Annotated in this window: 15 protein-coding genes and 1 pseudogene; 12 read left to right on the forward strand and 4 right to left on the reverse strand. The window is 54.4% G+C overall.

Annotated features, from left to right (window positions below):
* Positions 1-221: 221 nt before the first annotated feature.
* A complete protein-coding gene (locus tag ACSYSS_RS02960; RefSeq protein ID WP_491703995.1) occupies positions 222-449 on the reverse strand; it encodes a hypothetical protein in 228 nt (75 codons plus the stop codon).
* A gap of 195 nt (positions 450-644) precedes the next feature.
* On the opposite strand from ACSYSS_RS02960, the gene ACSYSS_RS02965 reads away from it, so the two are divergent.
* From ACSYSS_RS02965 to ACSYSS_RS03005, 9 genes are all read left to right on the forward strand, one after another.
* Positions 645-842 carry a type II toxin-antitoxin system HicA family toxin gene (locus ACSYSS_RS02965; RefSeq protein ID WP_491703996.1) on the forward strand — a complete coding sequence of 66 codons (198 nt, stop codon included), beginning with the start codon at positions 645-647 and terminating at the stop codon, positions 840-842.
* Entirely contained in the window at positions 839-1,252 is a 414-nt protein-coding gene (locus tag ACSYSS_RS02970) for a type II toxin-antitoxin system HicB family antitoxin (protein WP_491703997.1), read from the forward strand. Before ACSYSS_RS02965 ends, ACSYSS_RS02970 begins: the two co-directional genes overlap by 4 nt.
* Before the next feature lie 9 nt (positions 1,253-1,261).
* Positions 1,262-1,462 (forward strand): hypothetical protein, encoded by a 201-nt coding sequence (locus tag ACSYSS_RS02975; protein ID WP_491703998.1) that lies wholly within the window; start codon positions 1,262-1,264, stop codon positions 1,460-1,462.
* 119 nt (positions 1,463-1,581) lie between these two features.
* Positions 1,582-1,791 carry a DUF4177 domain-containing protein gene (locus ACSYSS_RS02980; RefSeq protein ID WP_491703999.1) on the forward strand — a complete coding sequence of 70 codons (210 nt, stop codon included), beginning with the start codon at positions 1,582-1,584 and terminating at the stop codon, positions 1,789-1,791.
* A 339-nt stretch (positions 1,792-2,130) separates the two neighbouring features.
* Positions 2,131-2,331, forward strand: a complete 201-nt coding sequence (locus tag ACSYSS_RS02985; RefSeq protein WP_491704000.1) for a hypothetical protein — start codon at positions 2,131-2,133, stop codon at positions 2,329-2,331.
* 35 nt (positions 2,332-2,366) lie between these two features.
* Positions 2,367-2,852 carry a hypothetical protein gene (locus ACSYSS_RS02990; RefSeq protein ID WP_491704001.1) on the forward strand — a complete coding sequence of 162 codons (486 nt, stop codon included), beginning with the start codon at positions 2,367-2,369 and terminating at the stop codon, positions 2,850-2,852.
* 176 nt (positions 2,853-3,028) lie between these two features.
* On the forward strand, positions 3,029-3,241 hold the full coding sequence (locus ACSYSS_RS02995) for a hypothetical protein (RefSeq protein ID WP_491704002.1): 213 nt from the start codon (positions 3,029-3,031) through the stop codon (positions 3,239-3,241).
* 341 nt (positions 3,242-3,582) lie between these two features.
* Positions 3,583-3,975, forward strand: coding sequence for a restriction endonuclease subunit S (locus ACSYSS_RS03000; RefSeq protein WP_491704195.1), 393 nt, complete (start codon positions 3,583-3,585; stop codon positions 3,973-3,975).
* A 54-nt stretch (positions 3,976-4,029) separates the two neighbouring features.
* Entirely contained in the window at positions 4,030-4,947 is a 918-nt protein-coding gene (locus ACSYSS_RS03005) for a site-specific integrase (RefSeq protein ID WP_491704003.1), read from the forward strand.
* Positions 4,948-4,949: 2 nt separating this feature from the next.
* On the opposite strand, the gene ACSYSS_RS03010 is transcribed toward ACSYSS_RS03005, so the two are convergent.
* The 3 genes from ACSYSS_RS03010 to ACSYSS_RS03020 are packed head-to-tail and all read right to left on the reverse strand — an operon-like array spanning position 4,950 to position 10,490.
* Positions 4,950-5,696, reverse strand: coding sequence for a restriction endonuclease subunit S (locus ACSYSS_RS03010; protein WP_491704004.1), 747 nt, complete (start codon positions 5,694-5,696; stop codon positions 4,950-4,952).
* On the reverse strand, positions 5,689-7,359 hold the full coding sequence (locus tag ACSYSS_RS03015; RefSeq protein WP_491704005.1) for a type I restriction-modification system subunit M: 1,671 nt from the start codon (positions 7,357-7,359) through the stop codon (positions 5,689-5,691). The genes ACSYSS_RS03010 and ACSYSS_RS03015 overlap by 8 nt, the downstream gene beginning before the upstream one ends.
* Positions 7,360-7,370: 11 nt before the next feature.
* On the reverse strand, positions 7,371-10,490 hold the full coding sequence (locus ACSYSS_RS03020) for a type I restriction endonuclease subunit R (protein WP_491704006.1): 3,120 nt from the start codon (positions 10,488-10,490) through the stop codon (positions 7,371-7,373).
* 175 nt (positions 10,491-10,665) lie between these two features.
* On the opposite strand from ACSYSS_RS03020, the gene hemW reads away from it, so the two are divergent.
* The 3 genes and pseudogenes from hemW to ACSYSS_RS03035 form a co-directional block, all read left to right on the forward strand.
* The gene (hemW, locus tag ACSYSS_RS03025; protein WP_491704007.1) at positions 10,666-11,952 is read left to right on the forward strand and encodes a radical SAM family heme chaperone HemW; all 1,287 of its coding nucleotides are present in this window, start codon (positions 10,666-10,668) and stop codon (positions 11,950-11,952) included.
* A gap of 261 nt (positions 11,953-12,213) precedes the next feature.
* Complete coding sequence (gene gltB / locus ACSYSS_RS03030; RefSeq protein ID WP_491704008.1) at positions 12,214-16,791, forward strand: glutamate synthase large subunit; 4,578 nt, start codon at positions 12,214-12,216, stop codon at positions 16,789-16,791.
* Positions 16,788-18,191: pseudogene (locus ACSYSS_RS03035) on the forward strand (glutamate synthase subunit beta); the annotation flags it as partial. The gene gltB and the pseudogene ACSYSS_RS03035, both read left to right, overlap by 4 nt.
* Positions 18,192-18,270: the final 79 nt, after the last annotated feature.

Genomic DNA, 18,270 nt, shown 5'->3' on the forward strand with positions numbered 1-18,270 from the left:
CGGTTTGTCCGTAGTCTTCGAAAGTTCAGCAGTAATTCCGGTGGGCCTCCGTATGTTTTCTTCATCTTGGAAGGAGCGTGTGGAGGCCCGCTTTTTGTTACTTAACCCTTGTTGGATATGATGGAAGAAATGTGCTTTATGACTGGTTCATTTCAGACGTTTCTATGGCCTAGTGATTGCCGATTTATCTTTGTCTGAAGTATAGGCTGTCCTCGCCGTCGTCACACGCTCCAGGAACGCGTGGTCAGCTGGGTGGCGTGGGGTCTTGTCGGGTTCCGTGCGGCCGTTGTGCTCAACGCGCACACGGCGCATTTCCAATGCTGGTTTCCTGCGGCGGTTAGCCCTTTCCGCGCATGGGCTCTCTGCATGCCGGGTACAGCCTCGCCTTCGACGATTTCCTCTTGACCATAACGGCAAGGAACCACAGACACGGAACCCATGGAAGTCAAGTGAATCCCTGCGAACGGCTCGAATTAACGGCAAGACCATTAATCACACCACAGCACGCCCACTCGCACAAGGCCAAACCCCCAGCATAAAGCCTACGTTTTGCTATTTAACCCCGTTTTTCGTGGGTGAGGATTCCGATTTTCCCATATATCCTTGTTCTTGATTTCTATGCGCATGATGCGTATCATGAGACTATGAGGTTCAAGGATGTCGAGAAGAGGCTGCTGGCAGACGGGTGGCGGTTGTATGCGCAGGCGGGGAGCCACTGCCAATATGTGCACCCGACGAAGCCTGGCAAGGTGACCGTGCCCAAGCACAACGGCGACCTCGCGCCGTTCACGGTCAGGTCCATCTGGCGGCAGGCCGGCATCGATGAAAGGAGAATCAAATGAGGCTTGTATATCCCATCGTGCTCTATCCCTCCGGCAATCCAGGAGGCTACACCGTGCTCGCGCCGGATATGCCGGGGCTGGTCACCGAGGGTTCCGATCTGGCGGACGCGCTCACCATGGCGCAGGACGCGGCGAGCGGTTGGGTGCTCACTGAGCTTGAGGCTGGGCGTCCCGCGCCCAAGGCCACCGATGTGCATGAGGTCAGGCCGGAGGAGGCCGACGGCATCATCACGCTCGTCACCCTCGACATGGATGCGTACGCCGCGAAGTATGGTAAGAGAGCCGTACGCAAGAACGTCACTATCCCCGCCTGGCTCGACACCTATGCAGAGAAAAAGGGTATCAATTACTCGCAGGTGTTGCGCGACGGTCTCGAGTCCGATTATCGTCGCGAGCTGCAGGACGCATAGGAGGTCATTATGAAGTTTGGAATGAGGAAGCCGAGCGTGAAGCGCTCGATCAAGGCGCGCACCACCGGCAGAGCCAAGCGCGCGATAAAGAGGGCGCTGATACTTGGATATGGCAAGAAGGGCATGGGCTGGATTCGCAATCCCAAAAAGGCCGCGTACAACAAGGTCTACCACAAGACCACCTTCGGCCTGGGCGACCTGTTCAAGTGACTTGCGAGTGCAAGCTTGGTCAGTTTCATCGGGTGTGGAGCTTATTCTAAGTGGACAGATAAGTGGACAATGAATTTTAGAAAAACAGAATTGGACTTTACGCTAAGGAGAAGAGCAATATGAAGAGATACGAAGTCTTGCAAGTAGTGCTCAAGGAGAGGTTCTTGGGTGCAGATTCCAAGAACCTTAATGAGCTTGAAGATGTGCTCAATGGAGAAGCCGCCAAGGGATGGCGTCTACATACAATTTCCACAACGAGCGGTGGAAGCAAAGGTTTTGGCGGAGGCGATCGCATCCAAGCCACAATGGTCTTCGAACGGGATGAATAAGGATTTTCTGCACGGTTGCAGAGTTGGAATGGGGATGAAATAGCATTGCGACAACCTTTTAAATATATCGTCTAGAATGGCTTCATTCTGACCGGCAAGCTGGTTGAGCGTCTGGCATGGGAGACTCTTTGTGGTTTCCCGAACAGCAGCCTGAAGCTGGTTGAAGGCAGACAAGGGAAGTCTAGGGAAGAACCGAGGAGCCCTACGTCAGCCATGCCATCCACATGTCTGACTCCCAGTAGGTCCTCATTAAACGGGACAATGACCGGCAGAATGTTGGTTACCACTGGTTGGGCGTGGCGGATTTTCTCCAGTGTGCTAGTCAAATAGAAGATCATCATGAAGTTCGGAATGAGGAAGCCCAGTGTGCGCCGTTCCATCAGTGCTCGCACTACGGGCAGGGCCAAGCGCACGGTGAAGAGGGCGTTAATTTCCGGCTATGGGAAGATGAGCATGGGCTGGATTCGAAACCCTAAGAAGGCGTTATACAACAAGGTCTACCACAAAACCACATTTGGGCTTCGCAATCTGTTCAAGTAGCTGCGAGTTCCGTGCACATGGTTTTACCATTGGCTTTGTCTGCAAGATTGCGCGTCCAAAGCACATTGACGAACTACACCACCGTCGATCAGGAGATAGGATCGGCGATTTTGAACAAGTCAGATGGTTGGAAGGCCGATTTCGCCGACTTGCCTTCGCCTGAGAGCCTCAAGCAGAACGGCAACGATCTGACATACAAGGTCATCGAGCCCAACGCAGCAGCCGATGGATACGAGGTCTCCGGTGGCGAACTGTCGAAGGTGGACGATACCCACTACACGGCAACACTGACCAATGCCCTTGCTCCGGCCAAGCCTGCACCGGTGAAGCCCAGCATTCCTGCCGTGCCGGGGAAATCGGCCAAGTCGGTCAGTCAGCCGCAGCCTCAGCCGAAAGCCCCTGATCTGGCGGAGACAGGTGCTGATACTGAAGTGGTGGCTATATCGGCATTGACGCTGGCGCTGCTGGCGGCATCGCTGATTCTGGCACGGACACGCAGGCAGCGGATGAATGAGCGCTAAGCCGGTTCGTTCGTAGTCTTCGAAGTTCCAGTAATCCAGTGGGCCTCCGTACGTTTCCTTCATCTTGGAAGGGTGTGCGGAGGCCCACTGTTTGTGTGTGTAACTGAACATATTGTTTAGCGATTCGGTTATTAAAAGATAGGTTTGGTAAATCTTTGAATTTGTATAATGGTGATTTGTTTCAATTGACGCCAAATGGAATGATAAAAATAACGCGTATTCCGCAAGACAATGTTTTCTTAAGCGTATATGCAAAGGATGATGGGGCTAAGTTTACTCGACAAATTTGCTTTGATTTGAATGATGTGAGAGATACAGCAGCTTTAAATCTAAAAAAGCTAGACTATTTTGATCGTTTTCTTGGAAAACTGAAAAGAAAGAATTCTTGATACTCATGACGAATTTAGGTCGACAGCCATCTTTATTACGCTTGGGAGCAGCGTAAGTTATCGGATTATCTGTCTTTATTGAAAGATGGAACTCATGCTAGTCATAAAGAATCCGATGGACCTTATCTTTTAAGTGCGAAGAACATAAAACATAATACTATAATCATAGAATCCGATGAACGTCACATCTCAGAGATGGAATATAGGCAGATTTTTAAAAACTACGCATTAAAAGATGGAGATGTGCTCTTAACAATCGTTGGCTCAATTGGTCAAACAGCGCAATTCTCCCTATATCGGGGGAAACCCCCTATTATGGTGCAAATGGAATTCAAGATTACATCAAAGGATATACGCATAAGGGAGAATTTGTCTTAATTGCAGAAGATGGCGCATCCGATCTTTATAATTATCCTACCTTTTTTGTTGCCGGAACTATTTGGGTCAATAACCACGCACATGTTCTACAAGGTAGAGACAAAATTTTAAATAACCAGTATCTCGCTTATGCGCTAGAACAGTATAACTTTATTCCACTGTTAACTGGAGGTACTCGAGTAAAGCTCAACGCAAAGACTCTATTAGGAATTACTTTGTTGTTCCCCTCTTATGAGGAACAACAGCAAATCAGCAAATTACTCGTTTACTCTGATAATCTTATTACTTCGCAGCAAAAACAATTGAATCTGCTCAAACAAACTAAGCAATATTATCTTCAGCAACTCTTTGTCTGACGAGTTCCCGTATCCTTCGCTACGATATTGTTCGACAAAGGAACGAAGGACATAATGAACAAAAATCAAACATTTTCCGCCTACTTCCATGAGTGGATGGAGCTCTATAAACTCGGCGCAGTGCGAGATGTGACGTATCAAAAGTATGAACTCGCGTACCACAATCTGAAACGAATCTGCCCAAAACAACGGCTGTCAGGATTAACAAGGCTCAGATATCAGGAAATCATCAACGAATACGCCTGCAACCATGAACGTCAAACAGTGCTGGACTTTCACCATCTGCTCAAAGGGGCAATAGTCGATGCTGTTGAGGAAGGTATGATAGCCCATGATCCGACTCGAAAAGTTGTCATTAAAGGCGTAAAGACGCGCAGGCACAAACCAAAATATCTTAACGAGAACGAACTACGGATTTTGTTGAGTCACCTTGCGCTCGGTATGGAACCGAGTGTTGATTGGCTCTTGCTTTTGATCGCTAAAACGGGATTACGCTTTGCTGAAGCTCTGGGGGTAACTCCAGCCGATTTTGATTTCGAACGGCAGACTCTATCAATTTCAAAGACCTGGGATTATAAAACACCAAATGGAGAATTCGCTCCGACTAAGAATCCGTCATCGGTCAGGACAATAGCCATTGATTGGAAACTTGCCATGCAGTTTAGTCAATTGGTTCAGGGAAAGGACGAATCAATTCCGATTTTTGTCGGACCAAAGAAAATCTACAACGCTACAGTCAACAATCGATTGGAGAAGCTTTGCAAAGACAATGACTTACCGACAATTTCGGTGCACGGCCTCCGCCACACTCATGCCTCGCTTCTGTTATACACAGGAGTATCCATTGCTTCTGTCGCCAAACGACTTGGACATTCTAACATGTCCACAACGCAGAGCACGTACTTGCATATCATCAGAGAGCTTGAAGACAAGGACAATGATAAGGTGATGCAGGCGCTCTGCGTGCTGTGATTTTAAATAAACAATTCTTGAAGGTAGAACTGTTTTTTCTGTGACAGCAGGTTAAGTTCTGTTTTCTCTAGATTGATTGATCGCGTTAATAATTCACAAAAATCAGCAATGCTTTGTTGTTCTGATGCTTGGCCAGGGATATGCACTAATGTTTCACTAACCGATTTCCAACTAGAACGTGGCATCTTTGTGCCTGATGTAGTTAAAGCAGGTGCTAGAAAAATAGGTGATTGTATTAGTGCATACCCAAAGTTCTGTTCAATGTTACATGTTTGCAATGCCCATATCTCCCCAGATTTGACACCATCGCATGTGGCAAACCACCACTTTTTCAAGTATGGACGCAAACGTCCAAAGAGAATATCACCTTTACAAAATACGGAGATAGAAGAGCTATGTTGATGAATATCGCCTATTAATTGGCCTGTGTTTGATTCCAGATTTTCTAGTTCTATGTCAACTGAATACCGTTTAGATGCACTTTGGTTTCGGACAGTAAAAATATTGCCTAATTTTGTTTCCAGCCATGGTTCTGTGAAGCTTTTGAACCTGAGTTTCTGGGTGAAAACCTGTTGCAGATAGTAGGTTTTCTTCTGTTTAATGAGGTCGAGTTTACGCTCATGGGCAGCGATAAGGTCGTCTAGAGTCTTAAAGAACTCTAACTTACGCTGCTCCCAATTTCCAGTGAAGCCTTTGAACCTTAGTGCTGGAACGAGTTTCTTGTTATTGCTTTTCTCGGAATCACTCATTGTTCGGGTCCGTTTCTACGAGGTCAGCAACCATGCTGTCGAATTTGGCTTGGAGGTCTTCGATTTCTTTGTCGACTTCAGCGAGCTGGCGGTTCACTTTGTCGATGTCGACAGGTTCCTCTTCCTCGAATGTGTCTACGTATCGGGGGATGTTGAGGTTGTATTCGTTCTCTTTGATTTCGTCGAGCGAGGCGACGTGTGCGTATTTGTCGACATCGATACGTTGCTTGTAGGTCGAAATGATCTTGTCGATGTCCTCGTCTCGCAGGTGGTTCTGATTCTTGCCTTTCTCGAAGTCTTTGGAGGCGTCGATGAAGAGGATGTCGTTGCGTTTGCGTTGCTTGCTGAACACCAATATCACGGTTGGAATCGAGGTGGAGAAGAAGAGGTTCGCCGGCATGCCGATAACGGCATCAAGGTAGTTCTTGTCGATGATGGCTTTGCGGATGGTGCCTTCAGCGGCACCGCGGAAGAGTACGCCGTGGGGGAGAACGATTGCCATTCTTCCGGTGGGGTTCAAATGGTAGAGGCAATGCTCCACGAAGGCGAAGTCCGCTTTGGACTTAGGCGCGAGTTTTCCATAATCCTTGAAACGGGCATCCTTAAGTTTCGAATCGTTGTTGTCCCAATGCTGCGAGTATGGCGGATTGGCTACAACTGCATCGAACGAACGTGGGTGGTCAATGCCGTTGGCATCGGGGCCATCGGGCCAGTCGGATTCCAAAGTGTCGGCATTCCGCAGGTGCATATGATGGAACGGAACTCCGTGCATCATGAGATTCATGCGAGCCAGGTTGTAGGTGGTGCGGTTAAGTTCCTGGCCGTAGTATTGAATTCCGCCGAGATCGCGTCGTGTGGGAAGCTCATGGCCCACGGTGAGTAGTAGGGAACCGGAGCCCATGGTTGGGTCGTAGACTGAAAACTCATGTGCCTCATTATTATTGTGGTGCTTGTGGGCTTTGGTGCCGTCTTCATTCGCTTCCTTCAGTGTGACGAGTTTTGCCAGCACTTTGGATACCTCATGTGGTGTATAGAATTCTCCGGCCTTCTTACCTGAATTGCTGGCGAATTCAGAGATAAGATATTCGTATACGTCTCCCAGCAGATCGTGACCTGATTCGTCGATGAAATCCACTGAATCTATCTTCTCTGCGATGTTGGCTAGGCTCTTGGCTCGTGCGGCTGTTGAGTTTCCAAGGCTGGAATCGGAAAGGTTCATATCTGAGAAAATGTCTCGGAAGTCCTTTTCCGCATCTTGGTTGCCATTGTTCGAGGCAAGTTCTGCATTCTCCTTGAAGCTGTCGAACATTGCTTGGAAGTAATCGGGGCGAAGCGTGTTGTCATGAATTTTGGCGATAAGCATTGTCCAGGTGTAGTCCGGGTCGATGGCATAGCCAAGATATGAGGAAATGTCCTTGCGGTACTCCTCGATGCCGTCTTCCGCGGTCTGCCGTTTATATGCGGCATCGATGGTCTCGCCGGCTTGGATGTCGAGCAGGTTCTGGTTGCTGAGATATCGTTCCTGGCGTTCCGAAAGATAACGGTAAAAGATAAACCCTAGGATGTAATCGCGGAACTCGTCCGCAGACATCTTGCCGCGCAAATCGTTGGCCATCGACCAGAGTTGGCTGGTCAATTGTTTGGCTTCGGTTGTTTCACTCATTTTGTCTTCCTTTAGTAATTGGTGACGATGAAGTCTGCGAACTTGCGTAAGGCATCCCTAAACTGATTTCTGTACTTAACGGGGGTAAGATTTCGGATATTTTCGTCCTTTGCATCCTGTCTGTAGAGTCGATTCTTTACAGCATCGTTCATTAGCTCCGCAAGTTCGTCGCAGTCGTTCAAGTCATCGGCGTCCTTCGTGTGGCGGTCGATAAGGCGATCGATGAGAAGGCTTGCAGTTGCAATGTCGATAAGTCCCCACTTCTCCTTGAACCTGAGAATCTGTTTACGGCGTGTACTCTGCGCATGGTTCTGGACGATAGCGGCTACATCTCCTGCCTGTACCGGGTATTTATCTGTAATCGGTATGCCTTGCCGGGCATCGTCAGCTGTATTGCGCATCTGTGTGGCGAGATGGCGATCGTCAAGTTGGCCAACGGCATGGGAGAAATCTGAATAGGTGTCCTTCGTGTCTTTGCCTTGGTAGGCTTCGTTGAGTAGCTTGGCGAGCAGTTCGTCGATGTAGTCATAGTTGATGTGCACCTCGGCGATATGCTCCACCTCGAAATCAAGCATGGAAAGATCGAGATTGTTTTGTTTGTTGGTTTCGGACCAGCGCTGCAACTCATATCTGGCTGCATTGATCCACTGTTCCTGACCATTGGTGATGCCGAGCTCATTTCGTAGTTTTTCCGGTTGATCGTAGTCGTACTCAGTGCATTGCTTGAGCTCCGCTATTTTCCCGTTGAACCGGCTGATAAGGCCAGCCATCTCCTGTTTGGAGTTCTCACCGTCAGGAAGTTTGGAGAACGAGTCGGAGAATCTGCTGATTTGTTCGACGATTTCGTGGGTGTCCTCAACCATTTCCACGTAGGGCTTGGCAAGGATGTCATCGTCCACTAGATCATTGAATGGCTCTTGGGTGATGGCTGAATCCTTGTTTGCATAGACACTGAGTGCGTTGTCCATAAGTTTCTTTGAGGTCTCTGGCCAGCGGTAGTTGACGATGCGTCCCCAAGGCTTGCTGCGATTGTCCTCGATGCGGTTGGTTCGTGAATACGCCTGAATAAGGTTCGCCCCCGCCAGAGTCCTATCGACATACAATGTATTGAGTCGTGGTGCGTCGTAGCCGGTGAGCAGCTGGTCGATGACGATGACCAGATCAAGTTTCGGTCCTTCTGTTTCTCCTTTTAGCCGTTCCGTCACATCGTCGAAATATTCGTCAACGGTTGTGTCATCAAATGATGTGCCGAAAGTGTGATTGTATGCGTCTATGGCACGGCGCAATCCTTTGTTTTTAGCGAGTTGCCCTTCTGAGTTGTCAGTTGCCTGCGAGAAGGTGACGGCCACGTTCAATGGTTGCTTTCCTTCGGCTTCCAGCAAGTTGTTCTTACGTTGAAACTCATCGAAATATTGCAATGCCATGGGAGCGGAAGGCTTGCCTCCCCCTACATGTGTCGTGAGGATGGCGCTATACCGTCCTTCCTTGGAACGGTTGCGCCAATGGTCTGTGATGTCGTTGACTACTGCCTTGACATGTTCTGCATTATCATCATATATGCCAGAGTCAATGTAGCTGTCTGCCTCCTTTGGCTCCATACGCGCTATCTTTTGTTCGATGGTGTCATCGTTCCAATTCGGATGCCTCTGCTTAAGCAGTTCAGGCAGCAGGCGCTCCTTGATTTCGTCGTCCTTGAGTGTGTGCTCGAAATCGACCTTGAATCCAAGTACCGTTCCATCGGCAATGGCTTCGCGGATGGTGTAGGCATGAAGCAGGTTCCCGAACGCTTGTTGGGTGAGATCTCCATCGAAGACTGGGGTACCGGTGTAGCCCACCCAACCTGAGAAGGGAAATGCCTTTTTGATGCGTTTGAGCATATCGCCGTTCGTCGAGCGGTGGGCTTCGTCCACAATGAACAGGATGTTGCGTTTCGGTGCATTGAAACTTCTACGGCTGCAGAGTCTGTCGAGCTTCTGAATTGAGGTGACTACGATGGAGTCATTTTGGCTCGTGCTTGCAATTTTTCTCGCGAGTACGCCGGTGTTGGCTGTGTTGGAGACAATGCCGTTGTTGTTGTTCTCATCGCTGTTTGGATCATAGGCGGCGTACTTTTCGTAGGTCTGCTTGGTCAAAGCCTTACGATCTACGACGAACACCACTTTGTCGACGTTGGGGAGTCTCGAGGCAAGCCAAGCGGTTTTGAAGCTGCTGATAGTCTTACCTGAACCCGTGGTATGCCATACGTACCCGATTTCCTGTGAGTCCGTGCCGAAGACATGCTTGCGTACAGCCTCGATAACCCTTCGAGTGGCATATACCTGGTGTGGACGCATGACGATAAGATTCTTGTGTTTCGGTTCTCCATCGAGAATCATATAGCTTGTCGACATTTGGTGAGCCATCGGTATGGAAAGCATGAGGTTTGCGAATTCGCGCCAGTCCCATACTGGTTTGTTGTCATCCTCATGTTGCCAGTGGAACGCAAAATCTGTGTTGAATGACTGAGAATCTGTGTTCGCCATGTAGAGAGCTTGATGCGGTGTGATGCCGACTAGGATTTGCACCGTGGAGTAGATGCCGGTGAATGCACCTTCATCGATGTATTGGTGGATCTGATTAAGTGCTTCGCGGGCATCATGCTTATTGAATTTTTCCTCGATGTGGATTATCGGTAATCCATTGATAAGGAGCGTGGTGTCGAAGCGACGGTTTTTGTGCCCTGGCAGGACGTGCGGTCGTTCGATTTGGTTGACGATCTGATATACGGTGTTACCTGCGCCGACATTCGACTGGTCAAACACTGTCAAGTAAATGTGCTCACCAGCGCTACCATCCGGATTGTCGTCTCGATTGACCTCGACTTGAGTCACACCGTTCATGCCGTATATCCATCGTCCTGCCTCATATGGTGAGCTGAGGTTGGATATGACTGCCTGAACTTGAGAGAACTCAGCATCGCTAAGAGGCTTACCCTGCAACTTGTCGGCGTTGTTGGCCTCTAGGATGCTGCGAAAATTCGCCCAAAGTCCGTCGATGGTTTTGATGTCTGATTTATAGCTCCATTGCTTCGTCCCACCTATTGATTGGAGATATTCGATCAGATCATGTTCGAATTCCTGCTCGTTTTCCATAAGTCTCCCTTATTACAGCGCTGAACTAAGTTTACGCTGAGGTACCAGCGTAAACTTCTTTATTGATAGAAGTTATTACGCTGTCCTAGCCTTCGGCCATGATGCATAGGATTGAATTGAGCGGCCGGGGGAGTCAGAAGCCCGACTCAATAGCAAGAGGTAGGGAGTTCAACCGATGTTCGAAGTGTATGTGCATGTGCCGTTCTGCCTGCGCCGGTGTGGGTACTGCGACTTCAACACGTACACGGCCAAGGACCTCGGCGGCGGTGCCTCGCGCGGAAACTATGCCAACGTGGCCATCGGGGAGATGAGGATTATCAAGCGTTGGCAGCAGAAACACGGCATCAATGAGCCGCCAGCCTCCTCGGTGTTCTTTGGCGGAGGCACGCCTACGGTGCTGCCTGCGAAGGATCTTGGCAGCATGCTCGTCGCCATACGTGAGATCTGGGGCATCGAGCCCGGTGCGGAGATCACCACGGAGGCCAATCCCGACACCATCGACAAGCCTTACTTGCAGACGCTCAAGGACGCCGGTTTCACCCGCATCTCCATGGGCATGCAGTCCGCCGTTCCGCACGTGCTCAAAACTCTCGACCGCACGCACACCCCGCAGAACGTCACGGACAACGTCAAGGCCGCCAAGGAGGTCGGTCTCGATATCAGCGTCGACCTCATCTACGGTGCGCCGGGGGAGAGTATGGCCGACTGGCGCACGTCCGTAGAGACAGCGCTCGCGCTCGGTACCGACCATATTTCCGCGTATGCCCTGACGGTGGAGCCCACCACGAAAATGGGGCATCAGATCGCCCGCGGCGCCATCGCCAAGCCTGACGACGACGATGAAGCCGCCAAATACGAGCTGGCGGACGATCTCTTCACCAAGGCCGGCCTCAACTGGTATGAGATCTCGAACTGGGCCCGCCCCGGCCATGAGAGCCGCCACAACCTGGGTTATTGGCGCAACGTGGACTGGGCCGGCATCGGTCCGGGGGCTCACTCGCATTACCGCACCTCCAACGTGGGCGCTTGGCGTGAGATTGCTGGTGCGAGGGGAGCTGATGGGTTCCGCCGCACTGGTGAAACGGCAACGAATATTGACGCCATTACTGCTGAACCTGCCATCGACTCAGCCCAGTTCGGCATCCGCGCCTGGGACATCGCCCATCCGCACAAGTGGGCCGATGTCGTCAATACGAGTCGCGTTCCGTGGCAGGGCAGCGAGGCCATCAGTCATGCCGAGAACCTTGAGGAGACGGTGATGCTTGGCCTGCGCCTACACGAGGGCCTCGATATCACCCGAATCGATGAGGCTTCGGGGCATGTGCTTGATCGCAGGCAGCTGCGTCCACTGGTTGAGCAAGGTCTCTGCACGCTCGAAAATGACCATATAGTGGTTACGCGCCGTGGCAGGCTTCTCAACGATACGGTGATTTCAGAAGTTCTCGGTTTGTACGATATGTAACAATTGTGTTTTGTGCGGCGAATTTGGCGAGTTTCTGCGTGATTCCCTGGTAGAACGTCAAATCCCAGCATTTGGACACATGGCATATTCTGGACAAATCGCATGTTGATTAAGGCGGAAACGTTAGGCTTGTGTATCGCGTGAACAATGGTAGCGATTGTGAATCGTGAGATGAACCATAACAGAACATAACCGCATGGGCGCGTGGCTCATGCGGTCGCAGCCAATTGCAGAATTGTGGAACAGGTAAAGAGGCAACGTATGGGAAGCACCGGGTTGGATTTGACCGTTCATCGGGCTGATGGATTGTATGATCCTTCGGCAGAGCACGATGCGTGCGGTGTCGGCATGGTGGCCACGCTCAATGGGAGCGCCGAACGCAAGGTTGTGACCGATGCGCTCGAAGTCCTCGTCAACCTCAACCACCGAGGGGCCGTGGGTGCGGAGGAGAACACAGGCGATGGCGCCGGGATCCTGCTCTCCATGCCCGACGAGTTCCTGCGCTCCCAGATTGGCGAGTCCTTGCCGCCTGAAGGGCATTACGTCGCCGGCATCGCCTTTCTCAATCGTGACCTTGCCAAGGCCACCGAGGAGAAGCGTGACATTGCCGTCATCGTACAGGAGGAGGGGCTTCAGACTGTAGCCTGGCGGCCGGTGCCGATCAACCCTGACGGATTGGGGCTTCAGGCACTTTCGTCCATGCCCACGTTCCAGATGCTGGTCGTCGCGGCGCCCGACGCAGGGCTTTCCGGCATTGAGCTGGAACGCCAGGCCTACCGCGTGCGCAAGCGCGTGGAGCATGAGGTGGCTGTCTACTTCGCCTCGTTCTCGCCCAATACCATCACCTATAAGGGCATGCTCACCCCGCTGCAGCTCACGGGCTTCTTCCCGGACCTCACTGATGAGCGTATGAAGGCGCGCATTGCCGTCGTCCATTCGCGCTTCTCCACCAACACCTTCCCCAGCTGGCCGCTCGCCCAGCCATTCCGGCTCATCGCCCACAACGGCGAGATCAACACCATTCAGGCCAACCGCAACTGGCTCAAGGCCCGTGAAGGCAAGCTCAGTTCGAAGCTATTGGGAGACATGGCGCCGCTCCTGCCGGTTGATACACCCGGCTATTCGGATTCCGGCACGTTCGATGAGTGCCTGGAACTGCTGCACCTGGCCGGTCGCAGCCTGCCCCACGCCGTGCTCATGATGGTGCCGCCCGCCTGGGAGAACGACATCTCGATTGATGGGGACGTGCGCGCCTTCTATGAGTACAACAATTCGCTGATCGAGCCTTGGGACGGCCCGGCCCTCATCGTCTTCACCGACGGCACGCAGGTGGGCGCCCAACTGGACCGCAATGGCTTCCGCCCCGGTCGATGGCAGATGACGGATGACGGCTACGTGGTGCTCTCAAGCGAGGCCGGCGTGCTGCCGAACACGGATCCTGCCCATATCACACAAAAGGGTCGGATCGAACCGGGCAAGATGTTCCTCGTCGATACCGCCCAGCGGCGCATCATCCCGGATAGTGAGATCAAGCACGACCTGGCCGCGCTGCATCCATACCGTGAATGGATTGGCAACAACAGCGTGAAGCTGGATGAACTGCCGGTGCGTGAGCATGTGCGTCATTCCACGGTCTCCGTGGCGCGTCGCCAGCGCGCGTTTGGCTACACGGAGGAGGAGCTCAAGATGCTCCTGGCTCCCATGGCCAACACCGGCAAGGAGCCGCTAGGAGCCATGGGCAATGATGCCCCGCAGGCAGTGCTCTCCTCCCACAGCCGCCAGCTTTTCGACTACTTCACCCAGAAGTTCGCGCAAGTCACCAACCCTCCGCTCGACTACCAGCGCGAGTCCATCGTCACCTCCCTCAACTCCGCCATCGGCCCTGAGACCAACATCCTGGAAGACATCGAGCCTGGCGCCCGCAAGATCGTCATCGAGCAGCCGGTGGTGGATTCCGACGAGATGGCGCAGCTCAAGCGGCTTGACAAGGCGCCTATCCTCGGCGGCCATTACCGCCCGTTCGTGGTGCGTGGCCTCTATCAGGTGGCCGGCGGTGGTGCGGCGCTCGAAGCCAGGTTGGACGAGATCTTCGCGCAGGTGGATCAGGCCATCGCCGATGGCTACAATTTCATCATCCTCTCCGACCGCGATTCGAACCATACCTGGGCTCCGATCCCCTCGCTGCTGCTTACCAGCGCCGTGCAGCATCACCTGCTCGACACCCACACCCGTCCCGAGATCTCGATGGCGGTGGAGGCAGGCGACGTGCGCGAGATCCACCATGTGGCCCTGCTCATCGCCTACGGCGCGGCCTGCGTGAACCCATACCTCGCCTTCGAGTCCGTGGAGGACCTGGCCCGCACCGGCATGCTCGACGTGGACTCTTTCACCGCCGTCGACAACTTGAAGGAGGTGCTTTCCACCGGCGTTCTGAAGATCATGAGCAAGATGGGCGTCTCCACCATCATGAGCTACCGAGGTTCCCAGCTGTTCGAGGCGGTCGGCCTGAGCCAGGAGGTCATCGACAAGTACTTCACCGGCACCACCTCTCGCGTGGGCGGCATCGGCCTGAACGAAATCGCTGAGGAGGTGGCCATGCGCCACCGTGTGGCCTATCCAAACCAATGGACAGCCTCCACACCGTATAACAAGCTGCGCACCGGCGGTCAGTACAAGTGGCGGCGCACCGGCGAGGACCACCTGAACGATCCGGATGCCGTGTTCCTGCTCCAGCAGGCCACCCAGCGCGGTGACTACCAGCTGTTCAAGCGCTACAGCGCACACGTCAACGACACTTCGAACCGCATCATGACCCTGCGTGGGCTCATGAAGTTCAAGTCCGACCGCAAGCCGATCCCCATCGACGAGGTGGAGCCTGCGGGCGAGATCGTCAAGCGCTTCTCCACGGGTGCCATGAGCTACGGCTCCATCTCCAAGGAGGCCCACGAGACGCTCGCCATCGCTATGAACTCCATCGGTGCCCGCTCCAACTGCGGCGAAGGTGGTGAGGACGACGAACGGTTGACCGACCCGCTGCGGTGCAGTCGCATCAAGCAGATCGCCTCGGCGCGCTTCGGCGTGACGAGCAACTACCTGGTGCACGCCACCGACCTGCAGATCAAGCTCGCCCAAGGCGCCAAGCCCGGCGAAGGCGGCCACTTGCCCGGTGCCAAGGTGCCGCCGTGGATCGCCAAGGTGCGCCATTCCACGCCAGGCGTGGAGCTCATCAGCCCGCCGCCTCACCACGACATCTACTCCATTGAGGATCTGAAGCAGCTCATCAACGATGCGAAGATGGCCAACCCGAAGGCACGCATCCACGTCAAACTCGTCTCCGAGTTCGGCGTAGGTACTGTGGCCGCGGGCGTGGCCAAGTGCCATGCCGACGTGGTGCTCATCTCAGGCTCCGACGGTGGTACTGGCGCGGCGCCGCTCAACGCCATCAAACATGCCGGCACCCCTTGGGAGATCGGGCTTTCCGAGGCCCAGCAGACGCTGGTGTTGAACGGTCTGCGCTCGCGCGTGGTGCTCCAGTGCGACGGTGAGCTCAAGACCGGCCGCGACGTGGTCATCGCCGCGTTGCTCGGCGCCGAGGAGTTCGGTTTCGCCACAACGGCGCTTATGGCCGAAGGTTGCGTCATGATGCGTGCCTGCCACCTCAACACCTGCCCGCAGGGCATCGCCACTCAGGACCCTGAGCTGCGCGCTCGCTTCACCGGCAAGCCCGAATACGTCATCAACTTCTTTATGTACATCGCCCAGGAGGTGCGCGAGATTCTGGCGCAGCTCGGATTCCGCACGTTGGAGGACGCCGTGGGCCACGTGGAATGCCTCGAGACGGACGAGGCCATCCATCGTTGGAAGTCGGACGGCGTTGACCTGACCAACGTGCTGGCCCAGTCCGGCCCCACTCCGGGCACGGTGCTGCACCACACCACCGAGCAGAACCACGAGCTGGAGCATGTGCTCGACCGCCGCTTGATCGAACTGTGTGAACCGGCGCTGGAACGCCGTGAGCCGGTGCGCATCGACGTGCCCATCCGCAACGTGAACCGCACCGTGGGCACCATGGTGGGCTATGAGATCACCAAACGCTATGGTGGCGAAGGCCTGCCGGACGACACCATCGACATGACGCTCACCGGTTCGGGCGGCCAGTCCATCGGTGCATTCATTCCTCGCGGCGAGACCCTGCGCGTCTATGGCGAGGTCAATGACTACGCCGGCAAGGGGCTTTCCGGAGGCAGACTCATCGTGCGGCCGGACCTGAACGCCAAGTTCGACACGCATACCAACGTCATCGCAGGCAACGTCATCGGCTTCGGCGCCACTTCAGGTGAGATGTTCGTGGCCGGTCGCGCGGGGGAGCGGTTCGCCGTGCGCAACGGTGGCGCCACATTCGTGGCCGAGGGCGTGGGCGACCATGGCTGCGAGTACATGACCGGAGGCACGGTGGTGGTGCTCGGGCCAACGGGCCGCAATTTCGGCGCCGGATTCTCCGGAGGCCATGCCTACGTGCTCGACCTCGATGAGAAGGATGTCAATCCCGACGCGCTGGCCGACGGATCATTGCTTTTGGATCCGTTGACGGAAACCGAGAGCGAGATGCTGCACGATTTGGTCAAACGTCACGCCGAGGAGACCGGCTCCAAGTTTGCCGGGGAGTTGCTCAAGGACTGGGACGCGACCGCCGCAAGGTTCACCCACATTGTGCCCCGTCAATACGTGGCCATGACCGAGGCCATGGCGCAGGCGCAGACCGACGGTGTCGACTTCAACGAGCCCGGTGCGTGGGAGAGCACCTATGAACAGGTGATGATGGAAGGAGCGAACGCATGAGCGACCCCAGAGGATTTCTCAAAGTACGCACCCGCCACGAGTTGGCGGATAGACCGGTTGCCGAGCGTCTGCGCGATTGGGACAGCGTCCATGCCGAGGACGGATTTCAGCCCTGGACCGCCGAACAGGCGGCGCGTTGCATGGACTGTGGCACCCCGTTCTGCATGACCGGCTGCCCGCTGGGCAATCTCATCCCGGAGTTCAACGACTTGGTGAGCCGCGGTAAATGGGAAGAGGCCTACGAGCGCCTCTCGGCCACCAACAATTTCCCGGAGTTCACCGGACTGGTGTGCCCAGCGCCTTGCGAGCAGGCGTGCGTGCTTGGCATCCACCAGCCGGCCACCATGATCAAGAACGATGAGGAGACCATCATCACCGAGGCGTGGAAGCGTGGATACGTCAAGCCCATGCCACCTCAGCGCCTCACTGATATGACGGTTGCCGTGGTGGGTTCGGGCCCGGCTGGCCTGGCCTGCGCCCAGCAACTTACGCGGGCCGGGCATACCGTGGTGGTCTATGAACGTGATGAAAAAGTGGGTGGGTTGCTGCGCTATGGCATCCCGAACTTCAAGCTCGACAAGAAGCTTATCGACCGTCGCGTGGAGCAGATGGAGGCCGAGGGCACCGTGTTCCGCACTGGCATGGAGATCGGCCGTGACGTGAGTTGGAATGACTTGCGCAGCCGTTACGACGCGGTCGTGGTTGCCGTCGGCTCGCGTGTTCCAAGAGATGTGGCGGTGAAGGGCCGCAGTCTTCAAGGCATCAACTTTGCCATGGAGTACCTTCCCGACACCACCCGCCGGCTCGACGGCGAAGAGCCCAAGGTCGGCCTTGATGCAAAGGGCAAACGTGTGGTCATCATCGGAGGCGGCGACACCGGTTCCGACTGTCTGGGCACTGCTCTGCGGCAGGGGGCCAAGTCCGTCACGGTACTGCAGATCAACCCCGAGGAGCCGTCGAAACGTCCTAGCAGGGAGCCTTGGCCCACTTACGCCAGGCTGTACGAGAAAACGTCTTCCATGCAGGAAGGCGGCACGTATCTGTACAACACCGACACCATCGGTTTTGTGGAAGGTCAGGATGGGTGTGTCAGCGGCGTGCGCGTGGTGGAAGTGAGGCGGCTTGCCGACGGCTCGTTCTCACGCGTGGAAGGTACCGAGCGTGTGCTCGATGCGGACATGGTCATTATCTCCACCGGTTTTCTTCATCCTGACACCACCATGCTGATCGACCAAATGCCGGTGGATTTGGACGCTCGCGGCAATGTGGCCCGAGGTGCCGACTTCACCACCAGTCGTGACGGTGTGTTCGTCTGTGGGGATGCCGGACGAGGGCAGAGCCTCGTGGTTTGGGCCATCGCCGAAGGCCGCAGCTGCGCCTCGGCGGTTGACACGTTCCTGGGCAGGATGGCGCTCAACGGTGGTGAGACTGTTGCAGCGCAGTCTGTGAATGCCCACGGCGAGGGCGCGAGCTTGGACC

It is taken from the genome of Bifidobacterium sp. ESL1118 (genome assembly GCF_058505595.1).